A 17,319-nucleotide genomic window follows, 5' to 3' on the forward strand; every position below is an offset into this window, starting at 1 on the left:
GTAGATCATATGTTTAAAAAAGAAGCTGGTTTTACACTCATTGAAATGTTAATTGTGCTCATGGTCATTTCCGTATTGATAATCCTCATCATTCCTAATATAGGAGAAAAAAGTGGGGAAGTTCATTCTAAGGGTTGTGAAGCTTTGATCAGTGTTGTTCAAGCTCAAGTAGATACATTTTTGTTAGAGACTGGACAACACCCTAATTCCTTGGATGAATTAGTAGAAAATGATTTTATTACCGAAGATCAATTAACTTGTCCAAATAATAATTCACTAACTTATTCGAACGGCAAAGTAAATGCCTCTTAGCAAAAATGGCTTTACGCTCATCGAAGTATTATTTTCTTTAGCCATTTTAATGGTTATTATAACCTTCTTCGCACCTTCACAAATGACTCAATTAAATCAATTAAAAGAGAAGCAGTTTTTCGAGTTACTTAAATATGATGTCCTATATATTCAATCACGAGCAAGAATGTATGAAAATGAACGTGTTTTAATTCGTTTTTATGCTGATGAATACAGAATAATTGAAGGACTGAATACCAATGAAGTTCGTCCATATCCAGCAGGATTATCTATTGATACATTTGGTAAAAGAGAAATTTATTTCAATTCGAATGGCACAGTTATTCAGCCGCGAACAATAAGTGTCTATGGAATCAATAAAACATATCAATTAATTTTCCCTCTGGGGAAAGGGCGTTTTTATATTGCAGAAATCTAATGGCTTTAGTTTTACTGAAGTAATAATAGCTACTTTACTCTTTTTTACAATTATCATATCGCTTCTTCCTCTTTTTTCTCTTCTAATGAAAGAACAACTCGTGCTTCAAGAAAGACGTACAATAGCTTATAAGTTACATGATAAGCTACAATCAAACTTCTGGAATGATCTTCAAAACGAAAAATCTACATTCTTATTGGAAAACTCTCAAACAGAAGTAACGTTTGATTTTGAAACAGAACAAAGAATACTCACAGGATGTGCACAGTGGGTAAATATAAAACATCGACAAGAGGAGTATTGTTTGCATGGTAAATCTCCAAGATAATCGAGGTTTCTCGCTAATTAGTCACTTATTGATGATGACAATAATCTTAATTACACTTCCTTTTATAAGTTATATGTTACATTTCATAGAAACTCCATCTGCAAAGGAAGAGTTGTCTGTTCATCAATTTTTTCAATTTATACGTGATGATGTTATTCGCTCTCTTCATGCAGTGGCAACAAATGACAAACTGGTATTGACTGTTCCAAGTGATTTAAATGAACAAACCGTTACCTACGAACAGTTTGGGAATTTAATCCGACGCCAAGTAGATGGAAAAGGATTTGAAATTTATTTAAGAAACATAGCTGAATTATACTTCCAACCGTTAGAATTTGGATTTCAAATTATATTAACAACGAGTTCTGGAGATCAATATGAAAAAACAATTAGTTTTTATTAATAATGAACAAGGATTTCTATTTATTTATGTTATTTGGATTATTAGCTTCCTATTCTTAAGTTTAACGCTATTGACTATTTATAATCATCATGATAAAAAGATAACCGATTTTCATTTAAAACTACTCCAGTCAGAAACATTGTTTCAAATGAGCAAGGTAGACGTTGAAAATGATTTAGAGGAATTTATGGATACACAAAAACCTAAATATTATTCTTATCCTGATGGACAAGTTAAAGTACAGATAAAATCAAGAAAGCAACATATTTTTTCTTTATCCTTCACTATTTTTTTGGAGGAAGACCCCTTTTATTCCTATGAACATTTTTATGCAATTGATGAATAAAAAATCATCAATTAGGTTAATCTAATTACAACTTCAAATATAATTGTTCATAGAAACGTTTACAATCTTATCCAGCTCGTATATAATAACTATGAAAAGGTTACCTACAAAGGAGGGGGAAGACATGGATCGTATGTTTCGTGTTCTTGCCTTTTGGACAGGTATTTTTACAGTAATGTTTTATGTCGGTGACATGATGAATACTGCACTTCTATTCCTGGCTCAAACGGCGTTTTTCCTTACATTAGGCTATTTAAAACTATCCGAACGAATGTACATGTATTTATTTGGTGCATATTGTACTGTATTTCTAATTGGATATACTTGGTATTCCGAATTTATACTTGTACCTGGGTTTGGACATTAAAACAAAGAAAAAACCACATGAATCATGTGGTTTTTTCTTATGTTCTCAAGCTTGAAAAAAAGGATTTCCGTCTTTTTCAGCTTGTATAGTTGTAATTGGACCGTGACCAGATAAAACTTGGTATTTTTCGGGTAATTGATATAGTTTTTCTCGAATCGAATGTTCTAACACGTCTATATCTCCTCCTGGTAAATCAGTTCTACCTATTCCTTTTTGAAACAGGACATCACCACTGATTACTAACTGTTGTTCAGGAAATATATAACTTACACTACCTGGAGAATGTCCTGGTGTATGATATACTTGCATTGAAAACTCTCCTATAGTTAATCCACCCTCTACCACACTAAATTCTGCAGGTGCTGCTACAATAGATTGACCGATTAATTTATAAGAACCATTCAAATTTGGATCACTTAACCATTCATGTTCTGCCTGATGCAAATAAACTGGTGCATTCGTTTTCTGACGAATCTGTTCTAAAGCTCCAATGTGATCAAAATGTGCATGAGTTAATAAAATAGCATTAATATCTATGTTATGTTCTTTAATTATAGACAGGATTATTTCTGCATCTCCACCTGGATCAACAACTATCCCATTACTTCCTTCTTTAAGAATATAACAATTCGCTTGTACCATCCCCACTGGTCTAGCAATAATTTCCATAAAATTCTCTCCTTATTTTTTATAATAACTCGACAAAAAAGATGGAATACTATAAAATAATAATTGATAATCGTTAGTTACATAATAATACATATATTCCTTTCGACTCAACAAAAAGGGGTCGGAATGAGGAGGTTAATAAAAGATGGAAGCGTATTATCACATTATCCTTGGAGTATTACTTTTAGGAGTCACTTTATTAGCTGTTATTTCCGTTATTCGTCAGCTAAAGTATAAAAACATGTTTGCACTATTATTTTCAGCTATTACTGCTGTAGCTTTTGGATTCTTTTCAATCGCTACGATTATCAAAGAGATTATTGGATAATAACCATGGAAAAAACAACATTTTGCTTCTGGCATTATTGTTGTTTTTTAATGTCTATATTAGTATGAAAACAAAAGCACAAGACCCTCCTTTAGTTTAGCAACGTACCGATGATAACTTTCACTTAGGGGGTATAAGTACGACTAGGCTCTTTACGGTTGTGCTGGTTTAATTCACACACAAATTTTATAATTTCGTGCAATACAAAAACCTAACAACAATCGCATTGTTGTTAGGTTTTTGTTAGTTTTAATTATTCTTCTTCTTTTGCTTGATCTTTACCAAAATCTACGAATCGGAATAAGTCTCCATATACAATGGAATCGGAATAAGCTAATTCTTGGTCAACTTTTTCTTGAATAGAATCACATGCACTCGCCACTTGTTCCTTTTGTTGTTCTGCTTCTTGTTCAGAAGATGTTTCTTCATCAATAACATCATCTACAGGTTCACCAGTTTCTCTGTCATAACAAACACCCATAGTTTTGATATAGTCTTCACTAACGAAATCACCATTACGAAGCGCTATATAATCTTTTCGATCTTCACTAAACATGTCGTTACCGAAAGAGATATCTTTTTCTTGTTCGATACCCAACATATTAAGCATAGTTGGTTTAAGGTCAATTTGACCTGTTACTTCATCCATAACTTTTCCTTCACCATGACCAGGAATATGAACAAATAAAGGAACACGTTGTAACTGTACTTGATCATAAGGAGTAATTTCCTCTTTATCTAGATACTGTGCCATCGCACGGTTATGATTTGCACTAATTCCAATATGATCACCCATAATCACTATTACAGAATCTTCATATAATCCACTATCTTTTAGATCTTGGAAGAACTGTTCAATAGCTTCATCCATATACCTTACTGCTGGGAAGTAATTATTAAGTGTATTTGAGTTTGAATCAAATTTATCAATAGACGTATCTTCCTCATTCATTTCAAATGGGAAATGGTTTGTTAAAGTTATAAACTTACTGTAAAAAGGTTGTTCCATTGACTCTAAATACTTAATCGATTGTTCAAAGAATGGTTTATCTTTTAATCCCCAACCAATTGAATTCTCATTTGAAACCTCATAAGCTTCTTCACCATAAAAGTTGTCAATTTCTAAACTATCGTACATTCCTTCACGATTCCAGAAGCTTTTATTATTGGCATGTAATACAGAAGAAGTATACCCTTCTTCTTTTATAAGTTCTGGAAATGCATTATATTCATTTCCGCCATGCGTAAAGAATACAGCACCACGAGATAATGGATATAAAGAGTTTTCAACTAAGAACTCCGAATCTGAGGTGTTTCCTTGGCCGGTCTGTTCATAGAAGTTTTCAAAGTAGTACGTATCCTCATCTTCAGCTAAACCGTTTAAGAAAGGAGTTATTTCTTCTCCATTTACCTCATTATTAATTACAAACTCTTGAAGTGACTCTGCATTAATAAAAATTACATTTTTATCTTCAGCAATGCCAAACATTTCTTCACTTCGTTTATGATCAATATTCGTCTCAATAAACTCCTCAATTTCAGGAATTTCATTTCCATCTGCAAATACGCGCTGTGACTCGGTTTTTGAGTGAACAACAATATCGTATACATGATAATTAAATAAACCAATATTTTTAACTAAATACTCTCTATCAAACGCACGAGTAAATAATTGTGGACGTTCCATCTCTGCTAAGAAAAAGTTTCCTGCAAGTAGAACTAAAGAAAATGCTACTGCTCCTACTTTTCCACTCTTTGGATATTGAACAGATAAAGTACCTTCATATTTCTTACTTAAAATCCAAATAATAATAACATCAGCAAAGAATAATACATCATATGGTTTGATTAGCGTTAAAATACTTGACCCTAAATCTCCCATATTGCTTCCCATAAATAATTGTGGAATCGTAATAAAATCTGTAAACTGACGATAGAATACGAGATTCGCCCAAACAATCAAGGAAGCAAATAATGCCATATAGCGAATATATTTCATTTGCCTTGAAGTCTTATTAAACCACACCGCAATCGTAAATATTAAGAATGCAGACACAAATGGATTAATAAATAAAATTAACTCTTGCATAGAATTGTCAATTCCAATGTTGAACATAAATCTATATACAATATACGTTTTTAGACCAAATAGTATCGCTGCTAATATATACAACGGCACTTTGGGTTTTTTGAAGAATTTCATAGTTCTCCTCCTAGTTTCTTAACTCATTCATCTAAATTTCATAGTACAATTCCTCATTATGAATCATATTCCACATTTTTAGCAATTGTAAACTACAATTAATAAAATACTTATTAATATAGACGAATATCATGCCATTAAAGTTTCACTTTTATAAGATTTTTTTACACTGTACTCATAAGTTACTATTTTAGTAGAAAATAAAAAAAAATCAAGTGAAAAATGTGCTATTTTTTGAAGAATATGCTAAATATGCTGCTCCAATAATACCTGCGTCATTTCCTAATTGAGCAGTTTTAATTGAACATGCTTCTGCCACTCTTGGTAACGCATGTTTTTCAAAAGCTTGCTGTATAGCATCAATTAACTGATCTCCAGCTTTGGAAACTCCCCCGCCAATTAATACTTTAGAAGGGTTTATAATTACACCCATGTTAGCTAAGACTTTGCCTAAAACATCAGCAGTATGATCAACAATCGATTTTGCTGCTATATCACCTTCAGATGCTAGTTCAAAAATTTCTTTAGATGTAATTTCTCTATTTTTATTATAAGCTTCTGCTAATTTTGAATGAGGTATTTCAATGATTTTTTCTAATGCTTGTCTTACAATACCTGTAGCAGAAGTAATTGTTTCTAGACAACCATGATTGCCGCAATTGCAAGGTGCCCCATTCTCTTCCACAATCATATGGCCTAATTCTCCTGCCATTCCATTTGCTCCATTTAAAATTCGACCATTGGCAATGATTCCTCCGCCTACTCCAGTACCTAATGTAATAGCAATTAAATTGTCTGCTTGATTTCCTGCACCAACCCAATTTTCACCAAGCACTGCAATGTTCGCGTCATTTTCAACATAAACTGGAACTTTTGCATATTGTTGAAACGCTTCAGCTAAAGCAACATTTTTCCAACCGATATTAACCGCTTCATGAACATATCCTTTTTCTGCATCAATAAAACCTGGTGCTCCCACACCTAGTCCAATTATCGATGATAGAGAATAGGATAAATGCTCCATTTTTGACTCAATAGACGACCAGATTTCTGGGACAATATGCCTTCCACCATCCGCTAGATTCGTAGATACTTCCCATTTGTGTACTATCTTCCCATTTTCAGATATAAAACCTATCTTAACCGTAGTTCCCCCAATATCAATACCCACTAATAAATGCTTGTCCACTACCCATTCCCCTTTAAATGATTATTTTTTTCTTTTTTAATGCAAAGTTTTGCCGTTAGAAATTCTTGTTGAGTAATAAATCCATATTGATACAAATCATCTAATTCAAGTTCTATTAATTCCAAATCTCCCAGTCGATCGCCAGTATAAATAAACGCACCAAAACGTTTTAATAAATTACGAACATCAATCATTGTTTTCAAATTAATCACCATTCACTATTATATCAAATGCTTTAATTAATGGGAACTAAACAAATGAAAACCCGAATCAGTTAACGATCCGGGTCTTTAGGGTTTAATATTTCAGGTCGGCGATGCTTTATCGGTACTGGCACACGAATGATAACATCCCGTAATGCATTTGGTGAAAATGGCATAAATGGCCAAAAATAAGGTATTTTAAACGTCTTCATTTTTGTAATGTACAATAGCCAACAAGTTATACCCACTACATAACCAATCACACCAAAACTGGCGGTCGCTAATAATAAAATAATACGTACAATTCGATTAGCCATACTTAGCTCATAACTAGGAGTTGCATAAGAACCAATTGCAGCAGTAGCAATGTAAAGAACCACTTCGTTGGTAAACCACCCTACCTGGACAGAGACTTCACCTATCATAATTGCTGCAACCAATCCGAGTGCCGTTCCTAATGCAGATGGAGTATGAATGGAAGCCATCCTTAACATATCTAACCCTATCTCCGCAATGAGAAATTGGAGAAGTAGAGGTATTACTCCAGGATCATCTGGACCAATAAACTCTAAAGCAGCGGGTAATAACTCTGGATGTGAAGACATTAAATAATATAGAGGCAATAATATCATTGAAAATAAAATTGCAAAAAAACGAACCATTCTTAAATATGCACCAACAGTAGGTTTCTGACGATATTCTTCCGCATGATGTAAATGATTCCAAAACGTTGTTGCAGTTATCATAACACTAGGTGAGCCATCAATAATTAACAAGATATGGCCATCATATAAGTGTGCAGCAGCAGTGTCTGGTCTTTCTGTATATCGTACAGATGGATAAGGATTCCAATAACGATCACTTAAAAACTCTTCAATTGTTTTTTCTGCCATCGGTAGTCCATCTGTGTCAATTTTTTCTAATATCGATTTGATTTTTTCTATATGTTTATTATCTGCAATATCTTCTATATAACTTATGACTACATCAGTTTTTGACCGTCGCCCTACCTGTAAATATTCCATTCGAAGTGAACGATCGCGTACTCGTCTTCTTGTTAATGCGGTATTAAATACTAATGTTTCTACAAATCCATCTCTTGGTCCACGAACTACTCTTTCTAGATCTGGTTCTTCAGGGGAGCGTGCAGGGTAAGTTCTCGAATCAATAATAATTGCCTTATCTATACCATCTACAAATAAAGCTGTTGCTCCGGCTAATACAAAATCAGCGGCTTGATAAATATTATCTATAGGTTCAATTTCTATATAGGGGATATATCTCTTAAGTAGTTTGGTTAACGTATCTTTATCCAGTTCATGTTCTTTTAGCGCAGCCAATGTTTGCATGATATATAACGATATATCATCTTTGGCAAATCCATCAACCATGAACATAGCCATATCTTTCCCTGCATAATTTAAATCTAAATAAATTAAATCAAAACTTTTCTCAACCCCTAAATAACTTTTTAGGAATGTAACGTTGTTTGTTAATTTATGATCAATTGGTCTTTTATCCTGTTTCATTCGTTACCACCTGTGACTATAAGATATGACTAGTTTATAACGAACTATAATTTCTATACTAGAATCCTTCATATATTCTTTTTTAAAAACATATATAAACATATAGACAAGCGATAAAGGATGAGTAAGATGTGGAAAAAATATATCCTTCCAATCATAGGCGGTTTAATATTTGTGACTACAATTTATATTATCAATATAGACAAACAAGCAATTAGCTTTTTTCCATTAGATGATACACACACTTTTAATTATGCAGATACAAAAGTTTTACTTATAGGAGAAGAAGATACAAATCGATACGAAATGCAATGGAATATAAATTCACAAAGTGATGCGGAATTAGCTATGCGACAAGATGTATCCTTATTATTCGTAAATGGCAGACTAAAAGGAGTACGCAGTAAATGGCAACAAGATACTGATAAGATTGATATTCAAGAAAATTTTATTGGACATGACTCAAATCATTATGAAAGTATTTCATTTCATCAGGGAGAGATCCATATTGATAACAATACAATAAGAAGTATTCAACATATGTCTCAAGATGAACTGTATGTTATTGACTCCCCTTCTGAACCAATTGCTTCATTTAAAGAACCAGCTAACGAATACGAAAAGGAATGGGAAGAAGTCTTAAATCGGACTACAAATCAACAATTAATTTATCATTGGCAACAACTCATGCAATATTTTAACGTAAATTCCTCTAACTATTATGCTATACCATTAACAAATTTATTTATATATGAAGATACTCCATTACCAAATATGACTAAGCAAGAATCAGATCAAGTGATTGGACAATTGTGGGAAGGACTATATAAAAACTACATTATCCCTGCTCTTGACCCACCAAATGATAAACTTAGCAGCTTTGTACCATTAATTTTAATCGACAAAGAAGCAAAACACTTACTTGTTCTATATGAACTAAACGGAAAAAAAGAGCAGCTAATTCAGCGGTTGCCAAAAGCTACTCTTAAATGATTAATAATTGGATAAGTCCTGCTGAAGATCTAATAATTCTTGATTATCAGGAAATCGTTCTAGACCTTCGCCGATTACTTCTCTCGCCTTATCAAATTCAAAATTATTTGCATATATGATAGTTAAATTATTGTACGCTTCAGGAATAGTTTCTTCATATCCTAAACTTTCTTCTAAATCAGCTTGTGCTAATTCAATTTCACCTTGCTGTATATATGCATACGAACGATGGAAAAGAAAATAAGCCATCAACTTATTATCTTTATTCGATTTTAATTCATTTAATGCATCGGTAGATATTTCAATTGCTTCTTCAAATTGATTATCAGTTAGTTTTTCTTCTACTTCAATTAATTTAAATTCTAGAGAAGAAGCGTTATTATCAATACCATACATTAATAATCCGGCACATAAAACAATAAATGCGATAATTGCTCCTAATTGATATTTACCATTCTTTTTACTTGGTACATGTAGACAAGCAGCTATTAGAAAGCCGCCAAGTAAACCACCGAGATGAGCACCCATATCTATTTCTGGGATAGAAAACCCAATGACGAGGTTTAATACTAGTATAAATATAATATTCATACCCATTGTATCTTTAAATACGTCTTTATAAATTAAACCAAAGAATAGCAAGGCACCAAACAATCCAAATATTGCTCCAGATGCCCCGGCAGAGATACTAATAGATGTAGCAAAGCTAGCTATCGAACCAGCTATTCCGCCAAGAAAATAAATAACTAAAAATCGCGTTCTACCAAATATCCTTTCAATAGCTGTTCCCAAATAAAACAATGCAACCATGTTCATTAAGATATGGACAAAACCTATATGTAGGAACATGGAAGTAAATAGTCGCCACCATTCACCTTCCATAATTAGTGGATTATATTTTGCTCCCATATCAATAAGCGTATCAATGTTCTCACTTCCGCCATTATTTATTTGTTGTAAGAAAAAATATATATTAAGTGCTATTAAAATATATGTAAATAATGGCTTTCCATTTGAAAATACTTTTCTTCTTTTTTCAATTCGGTTATTAAAATCTTGAAGTATAGTTTGTTTAAAATAAGCAACTTTTCTTTCTTTTTCTTCATTATCCAATTCGTCTATTTCTTCTAAAGATAAATCTAGACCTGTTTTTTCTCGTAAACGTTCAATTTCATCAGAACGCTCTGTTTCATGTAAAAAATACACATTCATCGTAAAAGGCTTTTTTGCATTTGAAGTAATCGGTTTTTTTAATGTTTGCCAATCATCACCAATTGGTTCTTCACTCGATGTATAAACCGTAATTGCTTCAATATGTTTTCCTTTGAAGCTTTTTCTCATTTGATGAATCCGTTGATATGTACTTGTTACATCTTGTTTGAGTTGATTTTGCCAATCAAACCGTTTAGGCAATAACCGAATGATGAATGAAGTGTTATTTTGAAATCTCTCGAACCAAAGCTCGTCTGTCTCCTCATTTTTATTAATTAATTCAAATCCTTGCTGAATTAGTTGATAAGCTAATTGGTATTCCAAATATAAATCGTTTAGGTACATACACCAACCTCCCCATGATTATCATACCAAAAGGGAATATCTTTTGCACAGGATTATCATGGTGGATCATTCTAAAAAACGAAGAAGATGAGTGTGAAATCCTATATACTCATCTTCTTCGTTTTTAATAATTATAGCGACTAGTTGATGGTTCACCAAAAATTTTTGATTGAACACCTGGAAAATTCATAGCTAACCTAACTGCTATCTTACGTATAATACTTATGGCAAATAGCGCATTAAATAATTTATACCTCCACTTTAATACGATTAAAATCAAAGATATAAATAATGCAACCGAAATGAGAGGACGCATTAATAAATCATTCCTTCCTAACTCTATTATGTAAATAGTTTTTTCTAGAATGATTTACTTATACATAGAAAAATTAACTTTTCTGTTAACAAATAATCTACCGGTAGATCATGTGATTCCTTAGGTAAGGACGAGACAATCTGTAACTCACTACAAATTGACAATGTGGGAGCTTTTATACTCGGTAACATTCGATCATAATAACCTCCACCAAACCCAATACGATAACCATTTTTATCAAATACAATACCTGGAACAATACATAAATCAAGTATTTCATTTTTTACAGGACTTGTAAGTTCAATAACAGGTTCCTCTATACCAGCGTAGACAACTTCTAGTTGTTCAAAAGTGGTGATTTGATGATATGTCATTGTTTTATCAAACGGATTACATTTAGGAATGGCAATAATTTTATTTTCTTTCCATCCTTGCCGAATGATTTGTTTTGTGTCCCACTCAAATCCCTTAGAAACTGTAATTCCAATTGTTAACGCATTTTTCCAAAGACTTGATTGAAATAATAATTGCTGTTGACTTAACTGGATAGCGTTTCTTTCATCTTCAGGTAATTTTTTTAATTGTTGGATCATATTTTTTCTTAATATTTGCTTTCTCATATTTACACACCCTCTAATAATAGAAAAACTCCTATCCAAACGATAAGAGTTTTTTACTAACATTATTTTGTTTCACGATGTAACGTGTGTTTTTTTAGACGTGGTGAGTATTTCATAAGCTCAATACGTTCAGGATTTGTACGCTTGTTTTTTGTAGAGATATAGTTACGATCTCCCGTTTCCGTACAAGCTAAAGTTATATTTACGCGCATATTTTATCCCTCCAAACTTTTCAACTTGCCTCTTCATACATAATCGTACAGACTTTAATTATATTATCAAACTTTCCAGTAATTATCAAGATTGTTTACTGCAATAATGGATGAAAATCAGCTGTTAACTTATTTCCATAATTATAGTAATGATAAAAATTAGTAGAATAATGATGATTCCATTGTCTTTTTATGGTATAACTATTAATGAATATGAAGGAGGGAATAAAATGTTTTATGCGATAATCGCTATTATCGTGGTTGCAATTGTTCTATTCATTCTATCTTATTTTATGAATGATAGAATTGAAGAAGTAGAATCACAGTTAGAACAAATGTCGATTACAACGATGCAAGATACATATCAATTAAAAAAGAAAATCAAAGTACTTGAGGAAGAACTATTACCTAGTGATTTAACTGATCATAAAAGAGAAAATAGTAATCTTATCAATAATTAAAGGAGTAAATCAATGAAACATCATATTCGAGCTTTTTCACTCGGTTTGTTTACAAGTGCCTTAATTATTCTGATTGTATTCTATCTAGTACAAGATTCGCAAACACCTATTGAAGATGTTAAAGCAGAAGAACTCATTCCTGTATTAGAAGATCAAGGTTACGCGGTTCTTTCCCAAGAAGAATACATATCTTATAGTGTAAATGGAAACGATTCAGAAAAAAATACTGATACCAACAGTGAATCAACAGATGAAGACGCTGAACAGAATAAAGAAGAAACCGAAAATAATAATAAAGAGGAAGAAGAAACAACTGAAGAAGATTCATCCAATGAAGAAGAATCTGAAGAAGATTCTCCAAAAGAATATAAGCTTACTATTGAAACTGGAATGGCTTCTTCTCAAATTAGCGATATACTAGAAAATGAAGATATTATTGAAAGTGCTTCTGACTTTAATGACTACTTAGAAGATAATGATTATGCAATTAACGTGAAGCCAGGCACATTTGAATTAACAAGCGATATGTCTCATTTTGAAATAGCGGAAGTAATTACAAGCTATAATTAAAAATAGCACAGCGAAATGCTGTGCTATTTATTTAAATTCACACTTTCTCCTTTGACCATATATAATATGCTTTCACCAATATTTGTGATATGGTCTGCGAATCGCTCCAAGTATCTTGCGCAAAAGGACATTTGCATTACATATTCTATTTGATCAGGTCGAGTAGCTGTTTCGTATAACAGGTCACTAACTACACGCTTATAGACACGATCTACTTCATCATCCAACTCCGCTAACTTTCCAGCAAGCGAAATATCCTCTTGGTCAAATGCCAATACTGCTGTGTGAAGCATCTTTTTGACTTGATGGTGCATATGCGAAAGATCAGGAGGTACACTTGAAGGGTTATCAAGTAGCCTTATGCTTGATTTAGCGATATTCTTCGCATTATCCCCCATTCGCTCAATATCTATCATAACCCTTAATGCAGATACAATTCTTCTTAAGTCTGTTGCTACAGGTTGTTGTTTTGCAATAAGTAAAATCGCTTTATCATTAATACTTTGTTCTAACTTGTCAATTTCATTATCTTTAGCTATAACATTCTCTGCCATTTCTTGCTGTTGTTGAATTAAAGATTCCATTGATTTATCCAATGCCTCACCAACTAAATCCGCCATATGAAGGATATCCGCATATAGTTCTTGAAGCTCATCTTGGAACTGATTTCGTGTTGACATATAAGTTCCTCCCATAATAAATAGTTTATATATGTACCCAATTATAAAGGTTGAATATTAATCGTTTGTAAACTCTATGTAATCATTTATAAAAAAACAGCAAATCCATGTTGGATTCACTGTTTTTTATCAATCAACTGCTTCTTCTTCATCTTGTTCTTCCTTCACTTCGAAGTAAGCATCAAGGATACGTCTGCCAATTTTATTATTTATTCCATTTCCTTCCCCAGTATGTGGAACTATTACAGCAAACGCAACTTCTGGTTCATCAAATGGTGCATAGCCAACCAGTGAAAGACTATTGGTATCAGCTAGCTTTTTCCCATCTTCATAAATGGATGTTTCAGCTGTACCCGTCTTCCCAGCAGCAGTATAATCCGCGCTATTAAAATAATTTCTTGCTGTTCCTGTACTATAAACCCTTCTAAAACCTTCTTGTACGCGTTCAATTTCAGATTGACTCATATCTATTCTGTTCATTACTTGCGTATTTTTTGTATAATACACTGGACCTAATTCATCAAATGAAGCAATTGGATCATGAACTTGCTTTAGGAAATGTGGTTGTACACGATAACCATCATTAGCAATCGTTGAAACGTATTGTGCTAATTGTAAAGTCGTATACGTATCATATTGTCCAATTGTAAAATCCAGAACATTACCAGGATTGGGTGCGCTATTTGAACGAACTCCAGTAGATTCATACGGAAAATCAATACCCGTAGAGGCACCTAAACCAAATTGATTAAAATAATTTTGTAAATCATTTAGTGCATTGTTGTATTCACTCCAACTTGCATTAAGGCTAGAGTTATCTGGATATGGATGTCGGTTTTCTCCCATCATTCGTAAAGCGATATAGAACATGTAGACGTTTGAAGACTTTTCCAAAGCTTGATAATCGTTTACATGACCTAAATTTGAAACTGATTTTTTTACTGGTGTACTAGCGATTCGAATTGGGTTATCAAAAAACACTTGTCCTGGTGAAATCACACCCGATTCATATCCTGCTAATACACTGGCACCTTTCACTGACGAACCTGGTTCATATGCACTTGCTAACGCCATAAATGCGGCATCATTGTATTCTCCCTTTTCTTTATCATAATTCACGCCAGACATTGCCAGTAACTCGCCTGTTTTTGGATTCATTACTACTGCAAAAGCGTTCGTTAGGTACTGATTAGGCCCAGGATATTTTTCTTTAGCATCCTTAAATTCTTCTAATACTATTTCGTCTACTTTTTCTTGAAATTCCATGTCAATCGTTAAAACGAGGTCTTTTCCTCGTTGCCCTTCAACTACGGTTTCCGTTCCTACTATCGTACCATCTTTTCTCGTCTCATATTGAATCTGTTCTTTTCTACCTCTCAAGAAATCTTCATATTGCTGTTCTAAACCACTTTTTCCTACTCTATCGTTCCGGCTATATCCTTTACTTAAATAAGCTTGCACATCTTCAGCTGGAATTCCTTGCTGCTGACTTGTTATACTTCCCAACAGACTCGTTAAGGTATCCTCGTAAGGATATACTCGATCCCAATCTGTGGTCGCATTTATCCCTGGTAATTTATCCAAATTCTCTGCAACAGTTGCATATTCTTCCGCAGTAACATCTTCATTTTTTATAACTTGTGGAGTCAATGAGTAAGCTTTATCCAATTCTTTTTTTATAGCGATAATTTCCATATCATCATCAGAGAAATCACTAATTTCTTCTTCGGTAATCAAATCCAATGTATGGTTATATACATCTGCATTGTCCATTTCGGAAGTATCTAGGTCCTCTAACCTCTCGTCTACATCTTTTTGATTAAGTAAATAATAATATTCCCGCTTATCTCTATCCGTAATACGTTTTAACCGGTCTTCCTGACTCATATCAATATACTCTGCTAACTTTTGAGCTAATTCTAAGCGATCTTTCGCTTGTACGCCTTTTGGTGGCGTATAAGTAATAGAATACATCGCTTTATTATCTACAATTACATTTCCATTTGTGTCTAATATTTTTCCTCTCGGAACAGGTACACTCGTCGTGTCAATATTTGTTCGCTCAATTTCTTCTTGGTGAGCCTCCCCATTCAAAATTTGTACAACCCCTAGTTGCAAAATTAATACAGAGAACAACAAAAAGATTGCAAAAAATAATATATTTATCCGAAAGGGAAGTTGGGCTCGTTTCTTTTTATTATCCTTACTCAATATCTCTTCTCCCCCAATAATTTAGTACAATATTTTCCTCTGTTTGATTTTACCATAATTAACGTTTTTTTTCGTCTGTAATTTGCTCTTTTATTAAAATTTCTTTTGGTTTTTTGGTTCCTATATGGATATTTTTAATGAGGAAATAAATAACAAGGTGACCAGCTCCAAAAACAATCAGCAAAGTTGGGATAATTTGTTCTTCTTCAAAAAATATAATCGCTAGTATAAAAACAGTTATCGATAATGCTCTGCCTAAATTTAAGAAGATTTCTCGTATAACTATATATTCCACACGCATTTCAGCAGCTTTGTATGCTTTTCCAATTACATCAAAAGTCATCGAAACAAATGGTACATTCAAGATTGGATAGGCAACCCCTATAACTACAGCATATACCATCAATAATGTATAATTCACTTCAAAAATGATGATAAATATGGAAGCAAATAATAACAATCCACCTACTAATATCGATTTTTTCCTTAAATGTGGTTTAATATATTTTGCTGCAATTAGATAAAAGACAATCGATAAACCGGATAAAAACATATTAAACGTCCCAAGGGCGAGTTCACTATTTGTAACGAGAAACACCCAAATTGTGATATAAAACCCAAAAATACCTTCTCTTAATCCTTGAAAAAAATGAGAATGTAAAACCCTTTTCCAATTTTTGTTTCTTTTCCTTTCTTTTGCTATATGCTTTATAGCAAATAATCCCTTTGACCCTTTTCTTACGATGAAAAAACTCGCGATCACTGCACAAGCGAACAACAGAAAAGAAATTCCAAAGATTACATTATATCCGACATCATCTACCATATTCGCAATGATAAAGCCAGCTAATAATGGGCCAACCATACCTGCAAATGAACTTAAAATGCCGAACACGCCATTGAACATATCTCTTGTATCCGGCTCCGTAATTTCAAAAGTCATAACATGAAATGCTAACCAAAAAAATCCGTAACCAATACCGATTAAGCACCCTAGTATAAAGTTATAATAAGCTGCCAACTCCCCAATAAACAAGACACAAACAAAAAATAGGCAAAGAAATAGTATACCAACGCGTAAAATAAGTATGCGATCAATGGCTTTGGATAACTTCCCTGCCCATACAAACGCAAGTGCCTGGAAAATATAACTAGCTAAATTATAATTAGCTATTGTTATTAATTCTCCAGATTGTTTCCAGATATAAACGTTAACAAATGTATTAGATAAGAAAATACCTCCTGAATATAATCCACCAATCAATAAAAGAATAACTAAGTCACGATTTTCAATTTTATGTTTTTGATAATAATTGTTTATTTGTTGGAACATCATAAACGACTCCTTCTTTTCAAACTTTATTTTTTGCGAAGGAGGCGTATCTATACAAAAAAAAACACGTG

21 protein-coding genes are annotated in these 17,319 nt (G+C 32.9%); 10 read left to right on the forward strand and 11 right to left on the reverse strand.

Going from position 1 to position 17,319, the window contains the following annotated elements; translation table 11 throughout:
• Positions 1 to 9: 9 nt before the first annotated feature.
• The 6 genes from comGC to C794_RS10145 all read left to right on the forward strand — a co-directional run bounded on the left by comGC (position 10) and on the right by C794_RS10145 (position 2,174).
• Positions 10 to 312 (forward strand): competence type IV pilus major pilin ComGC, encoded by a 303-nt coding sequence (gene comGC / locus C794_RS10120; RefSeq protein WP_017797024.1) that lies wholly within the window; start codon positions 10 to 12, stop codon positions 310 to 312.
• Positions 302 to 730, forward strand: coding sequence for a competence type IV pilus minor pilin ComGD (comGD, locus tag C794_RS10125; protein WP_017797025.1), 429 nt, complete (start codon positions 302 to 304; stop codon positions 728 to 730). Before comGC ends, comGD begins: the two co-directional genes overlap by 11 nt.
• Positions 717 to 1,058 (forward strand): type IV pilus modification PilV family protein, encoded by a 342-nt coding sequence (locus C794_RS10130; RefSeq protein WP_017797026.1) that lies wholly within the window; start codon positions 717 to 719, stop codon positions 1,056 to 1,058. The genes comGD and C794_RS10130 overlap by 14 nt, the downstream gene beginning before the upstream one ends.
• On the forward strand, positions 1,039 to 1,461 hold the full coding sequence (locus C794_RS10135; protein WP_017797027.1) for a ComGF family competence protein: 423 nt from the start codon (positions 1,039 to 1,041) through the stop codon (positions 1,459 to 1,461). Before C794_RS10130 ends, C794_RS10135 begins: the two co-directional genes overlap by 20 nt.
• The gene (locus C794_RS10140; protein ID WP_017797028.1) at positions 1,436 to 1,807 is read left to right on the forward strand and encodes a competence type IV pilus minor pilin ComGG; all 372 of its coding nucleotides are present in this window, start codon (positions 1,436 to 1,438) and stop codon (positions 1,805 to 1,807) included. The genes C794_RS10135 and C794_RS10140 overlap by 26 nt, the downstream gene beginning before the upstream one ends.
• A 124-nt stretch (positions 1,808 to 1,931) precedes the next feature.
• On the forward strand, positions 1,932 to 2,174 hold the full coding sequence (locus C794_RS10145) for a DUF2626 domain-containing protein (protein WP_011066312.1): 243 nt from the start codon (positions 1,932 to 1,934) through the stop codon (positions 2,172 to 2,174).
• Positions 2,175 to 2,219: 45 nt separating this feature from the next.
• On the opposite strand, the gene C794_RS10150 is transcribed toward C794_RS10145, so the two are convergent.
• Positions 2,220 to 2,843, reverse strand: coding sequence for an MBL fold metallo-hydrolase (locus C794_RS10150; protein ID WP_017797029.1), 624 nt, complete (start codon positions 2,841 to 2,843; stop codon positions 2,220 to 2,222).
• Between the two features lie 145 nt (positions 2,844 to 2,988).
• Between C794_RS10150 and C794_RS10155 the strand changes: the two genes are divergently transcribed.
• Positions 2,989 to 3,171 carry a DUF2759 family protein gene (locus tag C794_RS10155; protein WP_017797030.1) on the forward strand — a complete coding sequence of 61 codons (183 nt, stop codon included), beginning with the start codon at positions 2,989 to 2,991 and terminating at the stop codon, positions 3,169 to 3,171.
• A 253-nt stretch (positions 3,172 to 3,424) separates the two neighbouring features.
• On the opposite strand, the gene C794_RS10160 is transcribed toward C794_RS10155, so the two are convergent.
• The 4 genes from C794_RS10160 to C794_RS10175 all read right to left on the reverse strand — a co-directional run bounded on the left by C794_RS10160 (position 3,425) and on the right by C794_RS10175 (position 8,295).
• Positions 3,425 to 5,374 carry an LTA synthase family protein gene (locus C794_RS10160; protein ID WP_017797031.1) on the reverse strand — a complete coding sequence of 650 codons (1,950 nt, stop codon included), beginning with the start codon at positions 5,372 to 5,374 and terminating at the stop codon, positions 3,425 to 3,427.
• A gap of 211 nt (positions 5,375 to 5,585) precedes the next feature.
• Positions 5,586 to 6,563: an ROK family glucokinase gene (locus C794_RS10165; RefSeq protein WP_017797032.1), complete on the reverse strand. Its 978-nt coding sequence runs from the start codon at positions 6,561 to 6,563 to the stop codon at positions 5,586 to 5,588.
• Positions 6,563 to 6,766, reverse strand: a complete 204-nt coding sequence (locus C794_RS10170; protein ID WP_017797033.1) for a YqgQ family protein — start codon at positions 6,764 to 6,766, stop codon at positions 6,563 to 6,565. The genes C794_RS10165 and C794_RS10170 overlap by 1 nt, the downstream gene beginning before the upstream one ends.
• A 71-nt stretch (positions 6,767 to 6,837) precedes the next feature.
• Positions 6,838 to 8,295 (reverse strand): spore germination protein, encoded by a 1,458-nt coding sequence (locus C794_RS10175; RefSeq protein WP_017797034.1) that lies wholly within the window; start codon positions 8,293 to 8,295, stop codon positions 6,838 to 6,840.
• Between the two features lie 129 nt (positions 8,296 to 8,424).
• Between C794_RS10175 and C794_RS10180 the strand changes: the two genes are divergently transcribed.
• Positions 8,425 to 9,288 carry a hypothetical protein gene (locus tag C794_RS10180; protein WP_017797035.1) on the forward strand — a complete coding sequence of 288 codons (864 nt, stop codon included), beginning with the start codon at positions 8,425 to 8,427 and terminating at the stop codon, positions 9,286 to 9,288.
• Here the strand turns inward: C794_RS10180 and C794_RS10185 are convergent, their stop codons facing one another.
• The 3 genes from C794_RS10185 to rpmG all read right to left on the reverse strand — a co-directional run bounded on the left by C794_RS10185 (position 9,289) and on the right by rpmG (position 11,993).
• On the reverse strand, positions 9,289 to 10,845 hold the full coding sequence (locus C794_RS10185; protein WP_017797036.1) for a rhomboid family protein: 1,557 nt from the start codon (positions 10,843 to 10,845) through the stop codon (positions 9,289 to 9,291).
• 360 nt (positions 10,846 to 11,205) lie between these two features.
• A complete protein-coding gene (locus C794_RS10195; protein WP_017797038.1) occupies positions 11,206 to 11,781 on the reverse strand; it encodes a 5-formyltetrahydrofolate cyclo-ligase in 576 nt (191 codons plus the stop codon).
• Positions 11,782 to 11,843: 62 nt separating this feature from the next.
• A complete protein-coding gene (gene rpmG, locus C794_RS10200; RefSeq protein ID WP_017797039.1) occupies positions 11,844 to 11,993 on the reverse strand; it encodes a 50S ribosomal protein L33 in 150 nt (49 codons plus the stop codon).
• Positions 11,994 to 12,223: 230 nt separating this feature from the next.
• Between rpmG and C794_RS10205 the strand changes: the two genes are divergently transcribed.
• Together C794_RS10205 and C794_RS21025 are read left to right on the forward strand one after the other, a co-directional pair.
• A complete protein-coding gene (locus tag C794_RS10205) occupies positions 12,224 to 12,454 on the forward strand; it encodes a hypothetical protein (protein ID WP_017797040.1) in 231 nt (76 codons plus the stop codon).
• A 12-nt stretch (positions 12,455 to 12,466) separates the two neighbouring features.
• Positions 12,467 to 13,024: an MltG/YceG/YrrL family protein gene (locus C794_RS21025; protein WP_017797041.1), complete on the forward strand. Its 558-nt coding sequence runs from the start codon at positions 12,467 to 12,469 to the stop codon at positions 13,022 to 13,024.
• A gap of 23 nt (positions 13,025 to 13,047) precedes the next feature.
• Here C794_RS21025 and phoU read toward each other — a convergent pair whose 3' ends face one another.
• The 3 genes from phoU to C794_RS10225 form a co-directional block, all read right to left on the reverse strand.
• Positions 13,048 to 13,704, reverse strand: a complete 657-nt coding sequence (gene phoU / locus C794_RS10215) for a phosphate signaling complex protein PhoU (protein WP_017797042.1) — start codon at positions 13,702 to 13,704, stop codon at positions 13,048 to 13,050.
• 129 nt (positions 13,705 to 13,833) lie between these two features.
• Complete coding sequence (locus tag C794_RS10220) at positions 13,834 to 15,915, reverse strand: peptidoglycan D,D-transpeptidase FtsI family protein (protein ID WP_017797043.1); 2,082 nt, start codon at positions 15,913 to 15,915, stop codon at positions 13,834 to 13,836.
• 58 nt (positions 15,916 to 15,973) lie between these two features.
• Positions 15,974 to 17,248 carry an MFS transporter gene (locus C794_RS10225; protein WP_017797044.1) on the reverse strand — a complete coding sequence of 425 codons (1,275 nt, stop codon included), beginning with the start codon at positions 17,246 to 17,248 and terminating at the stop codon, positions 15,974 to 15,976.
• Between the last annotated feature and the right edge of the window lie 71 nt (positions 17,249 to 17,319).

Origin of the sequence: Oceanobacillus kimchii X50 (assembly GCF_000340475.1) — a bacterium.
In the GTDB taxonomy this organism is placed as follows: domain Bacteria; phylum Bacillota; class Bacilli; order Bacillales; family Amphibacillaceae; genus Oceanobacillus; species Oceanobacillus kimchii.